Genomic DNA, 16,417 nt, shown 5'->3' with positions numbered 1-16,417 from the left:
CGTATGACTTTTTTAAGATATTTTCGGAAAATAGGTTTAAGGGTAGTGCGACGTACTTTTTAGATTATCAAATTAAATTCAAAAAAAGATAGAGTATATTGCTCTTCATAAATTTTAAGTTCTTGGAGCAACTAATAGACAATGTTCACATAAACTTTGATTCAAATACACTGTGGTCACTCAATTTAGCTTTGGCTTTGGTCATGTTTGGGATAGCGTTAGAAATATCTGTTAATGACTTTAAGCAGTTGTTACAAAAACCAAAATTGGTTTTGACAGGAGTGTTTAGTCAATTCATAGTATTACCTCTAGTTACCTTTTTATTGGTCTGGTTCACTAACCCTACACCTAGTATTGCTTTAGGTATGTTTATGGTTGCTGCTTGCCCTGGTGGTAACATCTCAAACTTTATTACACATTTGGCCAAAGGCAATTCCGCATTATCAGTTACACTTACTGCAATAGCAACTTTACTTGCTATTTTCATGACACCTTTGAACTTACAGTTTTGGGGAAGTTTATATGATCCTACAGCCGCTATTTTAAAAGAGGTAGCCATTTCTCCTCTTGAAATGATCAAACTTGTTTCATTATTATTAGGATTTCCTTTGTTATTAGGTATGTTGGTGAATCGTTTAAAACCAAAATTAGCTTTTAAATTGTCGAAGTATTTTAAAATAGGATCGCTCTTATTTTTTGTTGTACTAATCTTTCTAGCACTATTTAAAAACAGGGATATCTTTTTAGATTATGTTTTTTACGTTTTTTGGCTAGTATTACTTCATAATTTGATTGCCTTTATTACAGGGTTTTCTCTAGCAAAGTTGATGGGTTTTTCAAAAAAGAATATTCGAAGTATCACAATTGAAACGGGAATTCAAAATTCAGGACTAGGATTACTCTTGATTTTTACTTTTTTTGATGGACTTGGAGGGATGGCTATTCTCACTGCTTTTTGGGGTATTTGGCATTTAGTTTCAGGTTTAATCTTAGGCGGACTCTGGGGATATGAGCCTAATAAAAAAGAAGAGTTAGTTTGAAAAAATCAGTATATTATTTTATTAAGAATTTGATATCACTAGGGCTTTCATTTTATTATAAATCAATTGAAGTTAAAGGTCTTGAAAACATTCCTCAAAATAAACCCGTTGTTTTTTTATCAAATCATCAAAACGCCTTGTTGGATGTATTGTTAATTGCCACCAGGTGTTCTAGAAAAACATGGTTTTTAACGCGTGCTGATGTCTTTAAAATTGCTTTGTTACGACCATTATTTCAATTTTTACAAATGTTACCCATTTATCGTTTAAGAGATGGGAAAACTTCACTAGCTAAAAACCATGCTATTTTTGATAAATGCTCTGATTTACTAAATAAACAAGAAGCTATTTTAATTTTTCCTGAAGCCAACCATAATCTTAAGCGACGAATTAGGTCTTTAAGTAAAGGTTTTACTAGAATCTTATTTAATGTACTTGAACAGCATTCAAAGAGTGATATAATTTTAATTCCTATTGGTCAGAATTATCAGAATCCAACCGATTTTGGAGATAGCGCAATTTTGCATTTTGGAAAAGCAATTCGTGTGCAAGATTTCATTTCTGATAATAAAAATCAAAGTATTCAAAATTTGAAGTCCGAAGTATCTAAAGGTCTAAAACAGCTAACAACACATATTGAAAATGAAGAAGACTATCAAGTTGTAATTGAACAATTGGATTTCAATGAAGTTGATTATTTACGCCCAAAAACCATAAATAGTTATTTGATTAATGAGAAAGCAGAGATAAATACATTACCAAAACAAAAAAACACTTTACTGTCCAAGATTTTTAGAATATTGTTCTATTTAAATAATATTCCCTTTGTATTAATTTGGAGAGTATTATTAAAACCTAAAGTACCTGAAGCAGAGTTCATGAGCACGTTTAGGTTTGGTTTTTCAATGATAATTTATCCAGTTTTCTATCTATTATTCTTATTGTTTTCGGGCGCTTTTATTCCTATAAAAACAGCATGTCTTTTAGTGATTGGACATGCTGTTTTGAATTTATTCTTAATTAAGAATCCTCTTCAAAGGAATGAATAGATAAGACTACTACATCATTTCACCAAAGAAAATAGCGTTCATTAATAGTTTGTTTGTACCGTACCAGAAAGCTCTAAAATTAGTGTTATCTGTGAATAAAATCACCTTGCCTTGACCCATACGATTTACCTTAAAAGGCACACTGTTTTTTATGAGTTCTGCATTTTCCTCAGATATATAACCACTTTGTAGCGGACTGTTAGTGTACTGAATAGGATTATTATAGCTATTCTTGTCTGCTTTAAGATAAATGTTCGTATTTCTAAATAGCGAAATTTTATCATTCTTATACCCAAAGTTAATTGGATGTGAGCGGTCTAATTTCGCTTCGAAAATTGCACCGCCAGTCACTTGGGCTCCTAAAAAATCTCTTCTTTCTTCAAAAGAAATGTTTTTGGCTATTAAAGTGTCTTTTTTCATTTCGAGTTTCATGAACTCATATTTGTTAAACCAATTGGCAGTATTCCTATATCCAATAATGGTTCCACCTTCTTTCACCCATTTCTTTAGTTTCTCTGTTTTTGATTTGTTGACCATATTACTACCCCAGCCACCAGGCACAATGATATCAGTGTAGTGACTTAAATCGGCACTACTTAAATCTCGAGTATCTAGTTTAGTTAACTTCATTTGATAACGCGTGTCAAAAAGATGCCAAATTTCACCCGCATCATATGAACGAATTCCGTCGCCAACTAAAATGGCCACTTGTTGTTTTTTAATAGGGTCAAAATCATTGCTTCCTAAATCAATTCCTTTTGTAAGACCTGTCGAAACTGCGTTAATATTTAAATAACTTTCTTCTGCAACTTCTTTCAAAAAATCATAAAGTTCTTTTCCATCAAGTTTTTGATTTTGAACAGGAATCATTATCGTACCATAATCATAGTTTTTGCCTTGTAACGAAAAAGGTGATTTTGCCGTTTTGGCTCTTAAACCTTTTTCAAGTATTCTATTAAGTGCTTTGGGTGTATAATACTCATTCCATTCAAAGAGATAAGCGTAAGTACTTTGACCACTAACCGAGCTGTTTAAAGGTTTAAAATCTGTAATCTGTGCTCCTGCATTGGCTAATGAAGTGATTTCCGCATAGTCTACATTAAATGCTAATGGAAATGTCCAAGCCGAAATATCATAAAAAAGACTATCAGTAAACGTCGTACGCTTTTCGAACATCGCTTGTATTAGTCTTGGGTTTTTTTGATTGATGGGCACTATATAACCTGCTCCTTTTTTATAGGCCTTTCCGCTAATAGTTACATCATTTGCTAAATCATGAAATTTAATTTGATGACGGTTCAAAATTTCGGCTAAATGCCAAGCTTTTGAGGCATCTTTACTATCACCAAAAACATAACCTTTAGTTTTACTTCTGGCTGCTTCATTTTTGATATCAGTATAGTATTTTCTTTGATAATCTAGAATTTTACTACGCATGTTTTCTGCTGCTTCAATGGTTGATAGTGCAGTAGTAAATTGATTACGAATCGTAAATGGAAAAGTTAAAATACCATTTTCACTTTCTTGAATATGACCTCTAGAACTGCCTTGCTCAAATAAGATGCCAATACTTCCATTAACATCAGGAAAGGTGGAACCTTTACCATAATAGTAGTCATCATAATTTTCTTCAGAGTAATACAAAGAACCTATTTTGTCTAAGGCATTTGCATGGTAAGTACCTATTTCTTTAGTCAATTCTTGATTAATTTTCGGAGTTAACGGATTAACACGAGTGGGTTCACCTGGTTGAAAGAAAAAGGTTGAGTTAGTACCCATTTCATGATGATCAGTTAAAATATTGGGTAACCATTTGTGAAAGGTTTTTATTCTAGCTCTACTTTCCGGTAATTGTACTGGTAACCAATCACGGTTCATGTCAAACCAATAATGATTAGTTCTACCCCCTGGCCATACTTCAGAATATTCTCTATCGTTCTTGTCAGGATTAAGATTAATACTGCGATTGGTGTTAGCCCAATACGCAAAACGTTGTAGACCATCAGGGTTAAAACTTGGATCTAGTAATATCACCATATTATCCAATTTTGCTTCAATTTCTGGACCTTGAGCAGCTGCCAAATAATAGGCATAAGCAAGAGAAGCATTAGAGCCACTAGGTTCATTACCATGAATTGAAAAGCCTTGATAAACAACTATTGGCATTTCAGCTGTATTCATATTGCCAGAACCACTTTCAGTTAATGCAATGTGGTCTTTTCTAATTTGATCAATATTTTGATGATTTTTAGCAGATGTAACAGTTAATAATAAAATAGGTCGCCCTTCAAAAGTTTCTCCTCTTGTTTCAATAGTTATACGATTACTTGCTTTAGCAAGTGTTTGCATGTAAAACATGAGCTTGTCATGAGTTACATGCCATTCGCCTACTTCATGACCAATTACTTTCGCTGGTTTCGGAATTGATTCATCATAGCTGATGTTTTTAGGTAAGTAATAATCAAGTGTGATTTTTTCTTGAGCAAGTCCAATAACATTTATAGCCAAGAATGCGATTACTAGTATTTTTTTCATTTTAGGTGGTTTGAATTAGCATTTCTAAAAATAAAAAACGACCTGCGTAAACAGGTCGTTTGTTCTGATTATTTTAACTTTTTACTAAATGTCATCAAAACTTACATCCGTAAAATTACCTGATGTAGTTCCGCTTTCATCAGTAGAACTTTTCGGAATGTCTTCTTCCTTTTTAAAATCTTTTTGGTGACGTTCAGAAATAACCTCGGTTCCTTTTTCATCTATAATGTAAGTCATCATTTCTTCCATGATGTCTTTAAAAGCGTGAAAATCTTCTTTGTACAAATAAATTTTGTGCTTTTTGTAATGAAAAGAGCCATCATCGTGTGTAAACTTTTTACTCTCTGTTATAGTCAAATAATAATCTCCGGCCTTTGTACTTCTTACATCAAAAAAATAAGTCCTTCTGCCTGCTCGTAAGACTTTGGAGTAAATTTCTTCCTGATCCATTAAATCTTTTTCGCTCATAATAGGTTTAGTGTTTTATAATAGGGGAAACATTGTAATCTATCAAAAATGTAAAAAAAAAGCTAATCCAGCAACTTTTTTGCTATTCTTTCTCGGTAAGTTGATCCAAGTAAAGTTGTTGATAGTAGCCTTCCGTATTGTTTAATTCTTCATGATTTCCTTCTTGTAAAATACTGCCATCTTCTAGGATAATAATTTTATCTGCATTTTTAGCAGAAGAAACTCGATGGCTAACAATTAGTGTGGTTTTGTCTTCTGAAGCCTGTTTTAAATTCTTTAAAATTTCTTCTTCAGTTTCAGTGTCGACAGCAGATAAACAGTCGTCAAAGAGATAAATTTTTGGACTCTTTAATAAAGCACGAGCTATTGAAACTCTTTGCTTTTGTCCTCCACTCAAGGTGATTCCTCTTTCGCCTAGTACGGTGTTATATTGATTTGTAAATGCCATAATATTTTCATGAACGACAGCATTTTTAGCAACAGTTTCAATTTCATCTATGACTGCATCTTCTTTACCAAATCGAATATTATTTTCAATAGTGTCTGAAAAAAGAAAAGCATCTTGAGGAACAGCGCCAATTGAGCTTCTAAGGCTATTAAGGTTAACTTTTTGAATCGGAGTGCCATCTATTAAAATTTCACCTTTAGTGGTATCGTATAATCTGGCAACCAAATCAAGAATAGTTGATTTGCCTGAACCTGTCTTGCCTAAAAATGCTACCGTTTCTCCGGGTTCAATAGTAAAAGAAACATTTTTAAGGGCTGTAATATTTGTATCCTCATAAGTAAAAGAAACATTCTTGAATTCAATTTTTCCCTTTACCTCATTTGTTGTCAAAACTTCATTTTTAATAGTCGGTTGTTCCTTTAAAAATTCATTTATTCGTTTTTGGGAAGCTTCTGCTCGTTGTACAATTGAAGTGAGCCATCCAACAACTGCTACAGGCCACGTTAGCATATTCACATATAAGATGAATTCTGCTATAATACCCAGTCCAATTTCACCATTAATATATTGTTTGCCGCCGATATAGATTACAAACAAATTACTAATACCAATTAATAGAATCATCAAGGGAAAAAACCAAGCATTAACTTTTGCCAAGTCCATACTCGTATTTTTACCTTCTTCGGCTAAATCATAAAGGTCATTGTTAATTGATTCCTCTAAATTATATGCTTTAATAACCGAAACCCCAGAAAAAGATTCTTGAGTAAAAGTTGAAAGTTTAGATAAGTATTCTTGAACTTTTGTGCTACGCTTATGAATAATCTTACTGATTTGGTAAATCAAAACAGAAAGAATAGGTAAGGGTATTAAGGTATAAAATGCGATAGTAGGAGCCTTAATAAACATTAAAGGTATAAGACAAACAAATAGCGTTAATGTTTGAATGCCGTACATTATTGCTGGTCCGCCATACATGCGAACTTGGGTGACGTCTTCACTAATACGATTCATTAAATCGCCAATTCTATTTCTTTTATAAAAGTTGAGATTTAAATATTGATAATGGTCGAAAACCTCGTTCTTTAAATCATATTCAATGTACCTTGATACGTTGATTATAGTTTGTCGCATCAAAAAAGTGAATAAACCAGATAGAAGAGCAGCCCCGATAATTATAAGTATATATTCAAAAAGGAGGCCTTTTACAATGCTGCCTTCAATATTGCCATCAACAAATTCTTTAATAGTATCAACGGACTTACTTACATAAGAAGGCATAATAAGAGAAAATACCCTCGCGATAATCGTAATTATAATTCCTAAAAGAAGTTTAAATCTATACTTTTTAAAGTATTTATTGATATGCCTAAGTTCTTGCATAAAAGATGTTCGCGGTTTCTTGGTTTAAGACAAGTCTCAAAGATATGGGTTTGAAGAACAAACTAATGTTATAAAACTGATAAGATAAAAAAGAACCATAGGTCTAATAGAAATATAAGCTTACTTTTGCCTCGTAAAATTTCACCAATCATCTAAAGTTCTTTAAAAATGCTAACCAGACGGCATATTCGAGTAAAAGTGATGCAATGTATATATGCATTGATTCAGTCAAAAGACAATGCTCTTGAGAAACAAGAAAAGTTTCTAAAAGTTAGTATTGAAAATACCTATACCTTATATCTTCTAATGTTGAGTCTTTTGATAGAATTACATCAAATGGCTAATAAACACGTGGTTCATGCCACAAAGAAATATTTAGCTGACACTACGGACTACCCAGATAAAGAGAAATTTGTAAATAATAGGCTTTTACTACAATTAGCTGAAGACGAGAATTTAAAATCCTTATTAGAAAATAAGAAAATTCAAAATTGGTATTTGAATGAAGAATATGTGAAGATTATTTTTAAAGAAATTATGTCAAGCAAAATGTATGAAAGATACATGATGTCTGAAAAAGACAGTTTTGAAAATGACGTGGATTTTATTATTGCCTTATTCAAAGAAACAATAGCTCCCAATGAAAAAATATATGAATATTTTGAAGATGATAAATTAACTTGGGTAGATGACATTCCAATTGTAAATACCTTTTTAGTTAAGCGTCTTAAAAAGTCGAAGCCGAACAATCCAGTGAATTTTTTTACTCCGGCATTGTTAAAAGACGATCAGGATATGGTTTTTGCTAACGATCTTTTGGTGAAGACCTTATTAAATAATGAAAAGTGGGAGAAAGAAATAGAAGGTAAAACTCCTAATTGGGATAAAGATAGAATTGCCGAGATTGATTATATATTATTAAAAATGGCAATTTGTGAATTGCTTAATTTCTCTTCAATACCTGAAAAAGTCACCATCAACGAATACTTAGAGATTGCTAAAGAGTACTCTACACCAAAGAGTAGTATTTTCATTAATGGAATTTTAGATAAGTTGGTCAAAGAGTACAAAACAGATGGGAAATTACAGAAAATAGGTCGCGGCTTGCTTTAATACTATAATAAAGAGTAATTCGTTATTTTTGTATAAATAAAAATTTATAATAATGAAAAGAACAGTAACTGCCTTAAGTGTTATCGCACTTTTGTTTATTTCAATGTCTTGTAAAGAAAAAGCAACAACAAAAATTGTAGCTGATAATGTAGAAACTGCTACTGAAAGAGATGAGGTTGCCAAAAAAATACCTGTGATGTCTTTTGATAAGTCAGAACATGACTTTGGTCAAATCGTTCAAGGAACACCACAAGAAACTATTTTTACTTTTACCAACACTGGTGATGCACCGTTAATCATTACCGATGCTAAAAGTAGTTGTGGTTGTACAGTGCCTCAATACCCAAAAAATACACCAATCGCTCCAGGAGCCTCAGGCGAAATGGTTGTGAAATTTAATGGTGCAGGTCAGAATCAAGTGACTAAAACTATTACGGTTACAGCAAATACTCAAAAAGGTTCTGAATTATTAAGAATAAAAGCTTTTGTTAACCCTAAAGGTGCTGCTCCTTCTGGACCAGTAAAAAGCTAAAAAAATTATATGGAAGGATTAGGACAGTTTTTTCCGCTAATACTGATTTTTGTTGTGGCTTATTTTTTTATGATAAGACCACAAATGAAACGTCAGAAGGATGAAAAGAAATTTGCGGAAGCTTTAAAAAAAGGAGATAAGATAATAACCAAAAGTGGACTGCATGGTAAAGTAACGGAATTAAATGACAAAGATGGGTCTTGCGTTATTGAAACAATGGCTGGTCGTTTAAAATTTGATAAAAGTGCCATTTCAATGGAAATGAGCAGAAAGCTGAATCCTGCTCCAGTAAAGAAATAAAATTCAATTAAACATTGATTTTTAAGCACCTGTGTTAACAGGTGCTTTTTTTATGTTCAATTATTTGGTATCTTTTTACGAAGACAAAACACTATGGATAACCGCAGGAATTTTATCAAAAAGAGTTTTATTTGCAGCACTAGTTTGGGGGCCTCACTACTTTTTCCAGTCGAATTATTAGCAACTGTTCGTAATAAGGTAAGTCCAAATGATACTATTCAAGTCGGTCTTATTGGGTGCCGTGGTATGGGCTTTACAGATTTAATTTCCATGCTTAAGATAAGTGAAGTTAAAGTGGTAGCTCTTTGTGATGTTGATAAAAATGTCTTAGAATCTCGTTCCAATGATTTGAACAAAGCTGGAGTCAAAAAACCAAAATTGTACCAGGATTATAGAAAACTTTTAGATGACAAAGATGTTGATATTGTTATCATTGGAACCCCAGATCATTGGCATTGTCTGCAATTTACAGATGCCATAGCTGCAGGAAAGGATGCATATTGTGAAAAACCTATTGCTAATTCTATAGCCGAGAGTAAGACAATGCTAGATTTTGTTAATGCAAATAATAGTATAGTGCAGATTGGCCAATGGCAAAGGAGTCAGCCCCACTTCGTTGATGCTATCGAATATGTTCACTCGGGTAAATTAGGTCAAATTCGTTTGGCAAAAGCATGGGCTTACCAAGGATGGATGAAATCAATACCAGTTTTACCAGATAGTTCGGTACCAAAAGGAGTTGATTATAATATGTGGCTAGGGCCGGCTTTAAAAAGACCTTTTAACCCAAATCGATTTCATTTTAATTTTAGATGGTTTTGGGATTACGCTGGAGGATTGATGACGGATTGGGGGGTGCATTTAATGGACTATGCGCTTTATGGAATGAAAGCAGGAACGCCTAAATCTGTGATGGCTTTAGGAGGTAAATTTGCATATCCAAATGATGCCCAAGAAGCTCCTGATACTTTGCAAACCGTTTATGAATATGATGACTTTTCAATACTTTGGGAGCATGCAACCGGTATTGATGGAGGTAATTATGGCCGCGATCATGGTATTGCTTTTATAGGAAATAATGGAACATTAATACTTGATAGAAGTGGTTGGGAAGTTATTCCTGAAGATGAGCGAGAAGATTGGGATAAAAATTTAGGACCAAAAATAGATGCTATTCCTCTACAAACAAATCAAGGTAATGGTTTGGATTTGCATACCAAGAATTTCATAGAATCTGTAAAATCAAGAGACAGATCTACTTTAAATGCTCCTATTGAAGTAGGCTACGATACTGCTTTAGTATGTCATATGGGAAATATTGCTTATAAATCAGGTAATAGAATTTACTGGGATAAACAGAAAGGGATTTTTGATAATGCAAAAGCAAATGAACTAATTATACCAACTTATCACAATGGTTGGAACATTCCTAAATTTTAGAGATGTACCAAATCAACAGTTTTTATACTTATCATTAAGTCCAATGCCTTGCTTAATGAGTGTTATAGATTTTTCAAGACGATTTATTTTGGTTTTCTCTTGCTTTGCAGTATGAATGTATTCGCAATATTCATTTTGTTTGTATGTAGATAATTTACCAAATGCAGTTTTTGCTTTTTCATCTTTAGACAAAGCCTCAGCTAACAACAACGGAATTTCAAGTTGTTTAGCTTTTTTCTTTGATGCCACGAGTACTTTGCCTTGTTTTTGATTTTCAATGGCTTCCTTTATATAAGCTAAAACAAGTTTTTTATCAATGTCCTCAATAGCTTTAAATTTCCAATGCCTCATGGCTTTTGTTTTTCCTTCTTGAGCATTTTCTAAAACATTAAAAGGATCGTTCAAAAATACTCCGTTAAAAAACCAAATGCCGAAATGACTTTTAAACTTACAAATTGCGAAAATGTTTTTACTGTTAATAGTGTAAGTAGGAAATTGCCATTTATAAGTTTCTTCTACTGGCGTGCTTAGGGCAATAGTTCTCAGAGCCTCAATCCCTGTTTGGTAATGGTGCTCTTCGTTAAAATAGGAAGCTATTTTTTCTAACTTGTCCATTTATACTTCTTAAAAGTTTTCAATTCAAGATAGCAAATAGTTTTTACCTTAAAACTTCTCTCCGGTTAGTTGACAAATTTTAACTATTGTCTTTACCGCTTTTTGCATGCTTTCTAAAGGCACATATTCATATTTTCCATGAAAATTATGACCTCCAGCAAAAATATTAGGGCAGGGTAAGCCCATAAAACTTAATTGAGAACCATCAGTACCACCTCTTATAGGCTTTATGATAGGTTGAATACCTAGTTGTATCATGGCTTCTTCGGCAATTTCAACAATATGATAGGCCGGTTCAATTTTTTCTTTCATATTGAAATATTGGTCATTAATTTCAACTATGACTGAATCGGGGTATTTTGAATTTATTTTTTGGGTAATATCTTTAATCAAATCCTTTCGAGCCTGAAATTGTTCTTCATCATGATCACGAATAATTAATTCAATTTTGGCCTGTTCAATTTCTCCACTGATATGGTGAACATGAAAAAATCCTTCAGTGCCCTCGGTAGTTTCTGGCGTTTCTTCCGGTGGTAAAAGGCTTAAAAATTGATTTGCTAAAACAAGAGCATTAATCATTTTGTCCTTTGCATATCCTGGGTGAACACTTTTGCCGGTTATGGTGATTTTTGCTCCTGCGGCATTGAAATTTTCATATTCCAATTCTCCAACTTGACTACCATCTATAGTATAGGCCCATTCAGCACCAAATTTTTTTACATCAAACTTATGGGCCCCTCTTCCAATTTCTTCATCAGGGGTAAAACCTACCCGTATTTTCCCGTGTTTAATTTCAGGATGTTGAATCAGAAATTCCATCGCCGTTATGATTTCTGCGATACCTGCTTTATCATCTGCTCCAAGTAAAGTAGTACCATCTGTGGTGATTAAAGTTTGTCCTTTATATTGCAGTAGATCTTCAAAATATTCTGGCGACAGAACTATGTTTTTTGTGGTGTTTAAAAGTATTTCTTTCCCATCATAATTTTCAATAATCTTTGGTCTAACATTATAGCCACTGAAATCAGGTGTGGTATCAAAATGTGAAATGAAGCCAATGGTTGGAATCTCCTTTTCCATATTACTAGGTAAGGTTGCCATGATATAAGCATTTTCATCAATAGAGACTTCTTGCATTCCAATTTTATGTAGTTCTAAAACCAGTTTTTTTGCTAAAACCCATTGTTTTTCAGTGCTTGGTGTTGTGTTTGATTTGGGGTCGCTTTGGGTGTCAATAGTCACATAATCTAAAAAACGGGGTAGTAGTTTTTCCATCAATAAATGCTTTTCATCAAAAATAATGTTTATTCGACCGTAAATATTCGAATTCGTTATTTTCACTTAGTATATTTCGAAGGTTTAATTTGAGTTCATTTGAAAGAACAACTACTTTTTATTTTCTCCATATTAATATTCTTCTCGTCCTATGCACAAGAAGATTGCTATTTAGGTATTGGTGGTAAAGATGATGTCATTATTACAGAAGTTTTTGAATTAACAGAAGAACAAACTGAAAATTTAAAAAATTGGGGTGCTGAGCTGAAGTTCAGAAATGAAATTTTTGAATTAAAAGCAAATAATCTTCTTAAGAATCATGCCCAAGCTTCACCGGAAGATTTACTTAAAATGTCTTATAATTATAAAGCTCTACTAGATAGTATGGCGGCAAATATGAGGTTACTAGACAAACGTATGTTAGGCACATTTACTAATAAGCAGTATAATGTATATATCATGCTCTGTAATCAATTGTCGAGGAGTCCGATTTACACCTCAAGGTCAGTGAACGAATAATTCATATTTTTATAACCTACTCTTTTTATAGTTTCTATTTTTGCAAAAAATTAGTCTTAATGTATAAGTTCGTTATCCGCCCAATTGTTTTTTTACTTGATGCGGAGACTGCCCATTATTTTTCGTTTACTATGATTCGTTTTTTTTCTAAAATTGGTTTAGGACTAGTTTTTAGAAAGCTATTTGTGGTTAATGATAAAAGGTTAGAACGTGAGGTTTTTGGATTAAAATTTAAGAACCCTATCGGTCTTGCGGCTGGTTTTGATAAAGATGCTAAATTATATAATGAGTTTTCAGATTTTGGTTTTGGCTTTATTGAAATAGGCACCTTAACGCCAAAGCCACAACCAGGCAATCCAAAGAAGAGACTGTTTAGATTGCTTGATGACCAAGCTATTATTAACCGAATGGGCTTTAATAATAGTGGGGTTTTTGATGCTGTTGAGCGATTAAAAAAGAAGCACCGAGTATTGGTTGGTGGCAATATTGGAAAGAACAAAGTCACTGCAAATAAAGATGCCGTTAAAGACTATCTCATCTGTTTTGATGCGCTTTTTGAGCATGTTGATTATTTTGTAGTCAATGTAAGCTCGCCGAATACCCCTGGTTTGAGAGAACTTCAAGATAAGAAACCACTATCTGATATATTACATAAGTTGAAAAGGGCCAATATTAAGAATGCTCAAAAATTTGCTAAAAATGAAAAACCTATTTTACTTAAAATAGCTCCAGATTTAACAAATGAACAGCTAATAGATATTATTGATATCGTCAGAACTACTAAAATTGACGGCGTCATCGCTACCAATACTACAATTGCTCGGAATCATTTAAAATCTCATTTAACCTTGGCTGAAGAAAAAGGAGGATTAAGCGGTAAGCCTTTGACAAATAGAAGCACTGAAGTAATTCGGTTTTTATCAGAAAAGAGTAAAAAGGCTTTTCCCATTATCGGGGTAGGTGGTATTCATTCTGCTGCAGACGCTCTTGAAAAAATAGAAGCAGGTGCTGATTTAATTCAGTTATATACTGGATTTGTTTATGAAGGACCTAGTTTGCTAAAACAAATCAATAAGGCTATCTTGAAAAAGGAATCATAAGTCTTTTTCAAATGAAGTCATTTACTTTAATCATTCTTATTTTTTGCTCGCTAAGCGTTTGTTCGCAGAAGTCAAAAGAACCCAAAACTGAATTTTCTAAAATGTACTTGCCAGTATGGCAGGAAGCTAAAATGCATTGTTTGCAAGTGGCTAAAGCGATGCCTGAAGATTTATATACTTATAGACCCACTGCAGAAAGTAAAAGCTTTGCAGAACAAATGGTTCATATAGGATACACTATTGAATTATTGACTAAAAGATATGTTGAAGGATTAGAAGTAAAACCAAACAGCCCTGATGCTGGTAAAATGAGTAAGCAAGATATTCTATTGCTTCTAGAAAAGGGATTTGATTATACCACCAATGTAATTGTGACTATAACACAAGAAAAACTAGACGAAACTTGTATTATGTACCATAGTGGAAATACTGTAAGTAGAGCTTTTGCTCTTTTCTATGTACAGGATCATATGGCAAACCATAGGGCAAAATCGAATCTTTATTTGCGAATGAATAATATTAAACCGCCAGAATATACTTGGTAGCCTATTTGGTCCAGTAATCTACCACGGTAACATCTTCAATGAATGGTGAAGCAATAGTTACAAAGGCTTGATGCTCTGGATGTGGTAAGTAAATAGCCCTGTCTTTTTCAGATTTAAAAGTAACAAAATAGCAATGAGTAAAGCCCTTGTTTAGGCCTTCTGGGCTATTGTTTAGTCCCCACTCATATGCTTTAATTTCTTTGATTTTTGAAGGTAACGCATTAAAACTAGTTTCTATTTCTTTCAACTTTTCTGCAGAAGTGTCTTCTTTGAACTTAAAGAGCACTACATGCCGTAACAAGCTATCTGCTTCTTGTTTATAATTATTTTCACTGAACTCAGTAAACTTTGGGTTGTCATTGGTAATAAAGGCAGAGCTGATCATAATGATTATGCCTATAAGCAGAAGATTGAAAGTAAATTTTTTCATAAATAGTTTTTGATTATTTCAGATGAAAGATACAATTATAGTATTTCGTATTTTCAAGAATTAAAACAAAACAACTCTATTGAACTACGAAATTCTTATCGCTTTCATATTTGCAACTGCCGCTTTGGCAATTTCACCTGGTCCAGATAACATTTTTGTTTTGGTGCAAAGTATTGCAAATGGTAAAAAGTATGGTTTAGCAACAACAGCAGGTTTAATGACCGGTTGTTTAATTCATACTACTTTATTGGCTTTTGGAGTATCAGTTTTAATAAAGGAGAACGAGTCATTATTTTTTATAATTAAACTTTTTGGAGCTTTATATCTTTTGTTTTTAAGCTATAAAGTTTTTAAAAGTGATGCTCATATTGATTTTCCTAATCAAACGGGTACAAAAAAAAGTTTTGGAAAATTATTTCAAACTGGGTTTTGGATGAATGTCCTGAACCCTAAAGTGACAATATTTTTCTTAGCTTTTTTTCCTGGATTTCTTTTTAGTGAAAGTTTAAACACAGTTATTCAGTTTTATGTCTTGGGTTTTCTTTTCATAGGGGTCTCGTCAATTATTTTTGGATCTATAGCTATTCTAGCAGGTAAAATTTCCAAGTATATTACAAAAAACAGTAGTGCAGGGGTGTTTCTAAAGTGGATGCAAATCATGGTTTTTATATCGATAGCAGTTTATCTATTGCTATCGGATAAATAAGCTTAATTTTATCATATGTCGAAGGATAAAGTTAAAGTAATTGAATGCCCAAGAGATGCCATGCAAGGTATCAAAACCTTTATTCCAACAGAACAGAAGGTCAGGTATATTCAGTCTTTATTAGGTTGTGGCTTTGATACTATTGATTTCGGCAGTTTTGTTTCTCCTAAAGCTATTCCACAAATGGTAGATACTGCCGAGGTTTTAAATAGCTTAGACCTTACTAAAACCAAAAGTAAGTTGTTGGCTATTGTTGCAAATACTAGAGGAGCTAATGATGCAAGCAAACACGAGCAAATAAATTATTTAGGTTATCCTTTTTCTATATCAGAGAACTTTCAAATGCGTAATACGCACAAAACTATTGAAGAGTCTGTTGAAACGTTAAAATCAATATTAGAAATTGCCAATTACGCCAATAAAAAGGTGGTTACTTATATCTCTATGGGTTTTGGAAACCCCTATGGTGACCCATGGAATGTTGAAATAGTTGGGGAGTGGACAGAAAGACTTGCCGAAATGGGAGCCAAAATACTTTCTTTGTCAGATACAGTAGGTACTTCAACACCCGAAGTTATTGAATATTTGTTTTCTAACTTGATTCCAAAATATCCTGAAATAGAATTTGGAGCACATTTACATACGACGCCAACTAAATGGCACGAAAAAATAGCAGCAGCTTTTGAAGCAGGTTGTCGAAGATTCGATGGTGCTGTGCAAGGTTTTGGTGGATGCCCAATGGCTAAAGATGAATTGACGGGTAATATGCCCACAGAAAGAATGCTATCGTATTTTACGAAAGAAAAAGCCGAGTCAGGAGTAAACTGGATGACTTTTGAAGCAGCATATAATAAGGCAACTGAATTATTTGGTGCTTATCATTAAAAAACGCCCAATAAAAATTGGGCGTTCAAAGCCG

At 33.1% G+C, this 16,417-nt stretch carries 17 protein-coding genes; 11 read left to right on the top strand and 6 right to left on the bottom strand.

Annotation, left to right across the window (positions count from 1 at the left end; translation table 11 throughout):
* Positions 1-122 precede the first annotated feature (122 nt).
* Together RM520_RS11085 and RM520_RS11080 are read left to right on the top strand one after the other, a co-directional pair.
* Complete coding sequence (locus RM520_RS11085) at positions 123-1,040, top strand: bile acid:sodium symporter family protein (protein WP_311388054.1); 918 nt, start codon at positions 123-125, stop codon at positions 1,038-1,040.
* Complete coding sequence (locus RM520_RS11080; protein WP_311388053.1) at positions 1,037-2,089, top strand: 1-acyl-sn-glycerol-3-phosphate acyltransferase; 1,053 nt, start codon at positions 1,037-1,039, stop codon at positions 2,087-2,089. Before RM520_RS11085 ends, RM520_RS11080 begins: the two co-directional genes overlap by 4 nt.
* Positions 2,090-2,098: 9 nt before the next feature.
* Here RM520_RS11080 and RM520_RS11075 read toward each other — a convergent pair whose 3' ends face one another.
* From RM520_RS11075 to RM520_RS11065, 3 genes are all read right to left on the bottom strand, one after another.
* Positions 2,099-4,624 (bottom strand): M14 family zinc carboxypeptidase, encoded by a 2,526-nt coding sequence (locus tag RM520_RS11075; protein WP_311388052.1) that lies wholly within the window; start codon positions 4,622-4,624, stop codon positions 2,099-2,101.
* Between the two features lie 84 nt (positions 4,625-4,708).
* The gene (locus RM520_RS11070) at positions 4,709-5,092 is read right to left on the bottom strand and encodes a PUR family DNA/RNA-binding protein (protein WP_311385766.1); all 384 of its coding nucleotides are present in this window, start codon (positions 5,090-5,092) and stop codon (positions 4,709-4,711) included.
* Between the two features lie 82 nt (positions 5,093-5,174).
* Entirely contained in the window at positions 5,175-6,923 is a 1,749-nt protein-coding gene (locus tag RM520_RS11065) for an ABC transporter ATP-binding protein (protein WP_311385765.1), read from the bottom strand.
* A 168-nt stretch (positions 6,924-7,091) separates the two neighbouring features.
* Here RM520_RS11065 and nusB point away from each other — a divergent pair, with 168 nt between their 5' ends.
* The 4 genes from nusB to RM520_RS11045 all read left to right on the top strand — a co-directional run bounded on the left by nusB (position 7,092) and on the right by RM520_RS11045 (position 10,308).
* Complete coding sequence (gene nusB, locus RM520_RS11060) at positions 7,092-8,036, top strand: transcription antitermination factor NusB (protein ID WP_311385764.1); 945 nt, start codon at positions 7,092-7,094, stop codon at positions 8,034-8,036.
* Between the two features lie 52 nt (positions 8,037-8,088).
* Positions 8,089-8,568, top strand: coding sequence for a DUF1573 domain-containing protein (locus tag RM520_RS11055; protein ID WP_311385763.1), 480 nt, complete (start codon positions 8,089-8,091; stop codon positions 8,566-8,568).
* Between the two features lie 9 nt (positions 8,569-8,577).
* Positions 8,578-8,868 (top strand): preprotein translocase subunit YajC, encoded by a 291-nt coding sequence (yajC, locus tag RM520_RS11050; RefSeq protein ID WP_311385762.1) that lies wholly within the window; start codon positions 8,578-8,580, stop codon positions 8,866-8,868.
* A gap of 93 nt (positions 8,869-8,961) precedes the next feature.
* A complete protein-coding gene (locus tag RM520_RS11045; RefSeq protein ID WP_311388051.1) occupies positions 8,962-10,308 on the top strand; it encodes a Gfo/Idh/MocA family protein in 1,347 nt (448 codons plus the stop codon).
* A 12-nt stretch (positions 10,309-10,320) separates the two neighbouring features.
* Here the strand turns inward: RM520_RS11045 and RM520_RS11040 are convergent, their stop codons facing one another.
* Complete coding sequence (locus tag RM520_RS11040; protein ID WP_311385760.1) at positions 10,321-10,923, bottom strand: YdeI/OmpD-associated family protein; 603 nt, start codon at positions 10,921-10,923, stop codon at positions 10,321-10,323.
* Positions 10,924-10,971: 48 nt separating this feature from the next.
* A complete protein-coding gene (pepT, locus tag RM520_RS11035) occupies positions 10,972-12,198 on the bottom strand; it encodes a peptidase T (RefSeq protein ID WP_311388050.1) in 1,227 nt (408 codons plus the stop codon).
* Positions 12,199-12,297: 99 nt separating this feature from the next.
* On the opposite strand from pepT, the gene RM520_RS11030 reads away from it, so the two are divergent.
* Genes RM520_RS11030 through RM520_RS11020 form a run of 3 tightly spaced genes read left to right on the top strand, consistent with a single transcriptional unit; the run spans position 12,298 to position 14,362 of the window.
* Entirely contained in the window at positions 12,298-12,717 is a 420-nt protein-coding gene (locus tag RM520_RS11030) for a hypothetical protein (RefSeq protein ID WP_311385758.1), read from the top strand.
* A 59-nt stretch (positions 12,718-12,776) separates the two neighbouring features.
* Positions 12,777-13,817 (top strand): quinone-dependent dihydroorotate dehydrogenase, encoded by a 1,041-nt coding sequence (locus tag RM520_RS11025; RefSeq protein WP_311385757.1) that lies wholly within the window; start codon positions 12,777-12,779, stop codon positions 13,815-13,817.
* Positions 13,818-13,828: 11 nt separating this feature from the next.
* Complete coding sequence (locus tag RM520_RS11020; RefSeq protein WP_311385756.1) at positions 13,829-14,362, top strand: DinB family protein; 534 nt, start codon at positions 13,829-13,831, stop codon at positions 14,360-14,362.
* Between the two features lies 1 nt (position 14,363).
* Here the strand turns inward: RM520_RS11020 and RM520_RS11015 are convergent, their stop codons facing one another.
* Positions 14,364-14,792 (bottom strand): Dabb family protein, encoded by a 429-nt coding sequence (locus RM520_RS11015; RefSeq protein ID WP_311385755.1) that lies wholly within the window; start codon positions 14,790-14,792, stop codon positions 14,364-14,366.
* A 79-nt stretch (positions 14,793-14,871) separates the two neighbouring features.
* Here RM520_RS11015 and RM520_RS11010 point away from each other — a divergent pair, with 79 nt between their 5' ends.
* Together RM520_RS11010 and RM520_RS11005 are read left to right on the top strand one after the other, a co-directional pair.
* Complete coding sequence (locus RM520_RS11010) at positions 14,872-15,498, top strand: LysE family translocator (protein WP_311385754.1); 627 nt, start codon at positions 14,872-14,874, stop codon at positions 15,496-15,498.
* Between the two features lie 15 nt (positions 15,499-15,513).
* The gene (locus RM520_RS11005) at positions 15,514-16,383 is read left to right on the top strand and encodes a hydroxymethylglutaryl-CoA lyase (RefSeq protein ID WP_311385753.1); all 870 of its coding nucleotides are present in this window, start codon (positions 15,514-15,516) and stop codon (positions 16,381-16,383) included.
* Positions 16,384-16,417 lie beyond the last annotated feature (34 nt).

Source organism: Croceitalea vernalis (assembly GCF_031846405.1).
Lineage (GTDB): Bacteria > Bacteroidota > Bacteroidia > Flavobacteriales > Flavobacteriaceae > Croceitalea > Croceitalea vernalis.
Note: the sequence above shows the minus strand (reverse complement) of the source record. Positions and strands in the feature narration are given on the sequence as shown.

What these genes read in the sequence shown, in the direction of transcription:
- RM520_RS11075 (WP_311388052.1), bottom strand. Translation starts at nt 4,624, where the DNA reads ATGAAAAAAATACTAGTAATCGCATTCTTGGCTATAAATGTTATTGGA.
- RM520_RS11070 (WP_311385766.1), bottom strand. Translation starts at nt 5,092, where the DNA reads ATGAGCGAAAAAGATTTAATGGATCAGGAAGAAATTTACTCCAAAGTC.
- RM520_RS11065 (WP_311385765.1), bottom strand. Translation starts at nt 6,923, where the DNA reads ATGCAAGAACTTAGGCATATCAATAAATACTTTAAAAAGTATAGATTT.
- nusB (WP_311385764.1), top strand. Translation starts at nt 7,092, where the DNA reads ATGCTAACCAGACGGCATATTCGAGTAAAAGTGATGCAATGTATATAT.
- RM520_RS11055 (WP_311385763.1), top strand. Translation starts at nt 8,089, where the DNA reads ATGAAAAGAACAGTAACTGCCTTAAGTGTTATCGCACTTTTGTTTATT.
- yajC (WP_311385762.1), top strand. Translation starts at nt 8,578, where the DNA reads ATGGAAGGATTAGGACAGTTTTTTCCGCTAATACTGATTTTTGTTGTG.
- RM520_RS11045 (WP_311388051.1), top strand. Translation starts at nt 8,962, where the DNA reads ATGGATAACCGCAGGAATTTTATCAAAAAGAGTTTTATTTGCAGCACT.
- RM520_RS11040 (WP_311385760.1), bottom strand. Translation starts at nt 10,923, where the DNA reads ATGGACAAGTTAGAAAAAATAGCTTCCTATTTTAACGAAGAGCACCAT.
- pepT (WP_311388050.1), bottom strand. Translation starts at nt 12,198, where the DNA reads ATGGAAAAACTACTACCCCGTTTTTTAGATTATGTGACTATTGACACC.
- RM520_RS11025 (WP_311385757.1), top strand. Translation starts at nt 12,777, where the DNA reads ATGTATAAGTTCGTTATCCGCCCAATTGTTTTTTTACTTGATGCGGAG.
- RM520_RS11020 (WP_311385756.1), top strand. Translation starts at nt 13,829, where the DNA reads ATGAAGTCATTTACTTTAATCATTCTTATTTTTTGCTCGCTAAGCGTT.
- RM520_RS11015 (WP_311385755.1), bottom strand. Translation starts at nt 14,792, where the DNA reads ATGAAAAAATTTACTTTCAATCTTCTGCTTATAGGCATAATCATTATG.
- RM520_RS11005 (WP_311385753.1), top strand. Translation starts at nt 15,514, where the DNA reads ATGTCGAAGGATAAAGTTAAAGTAATTGAATGCCCAAGAGATGCCATG.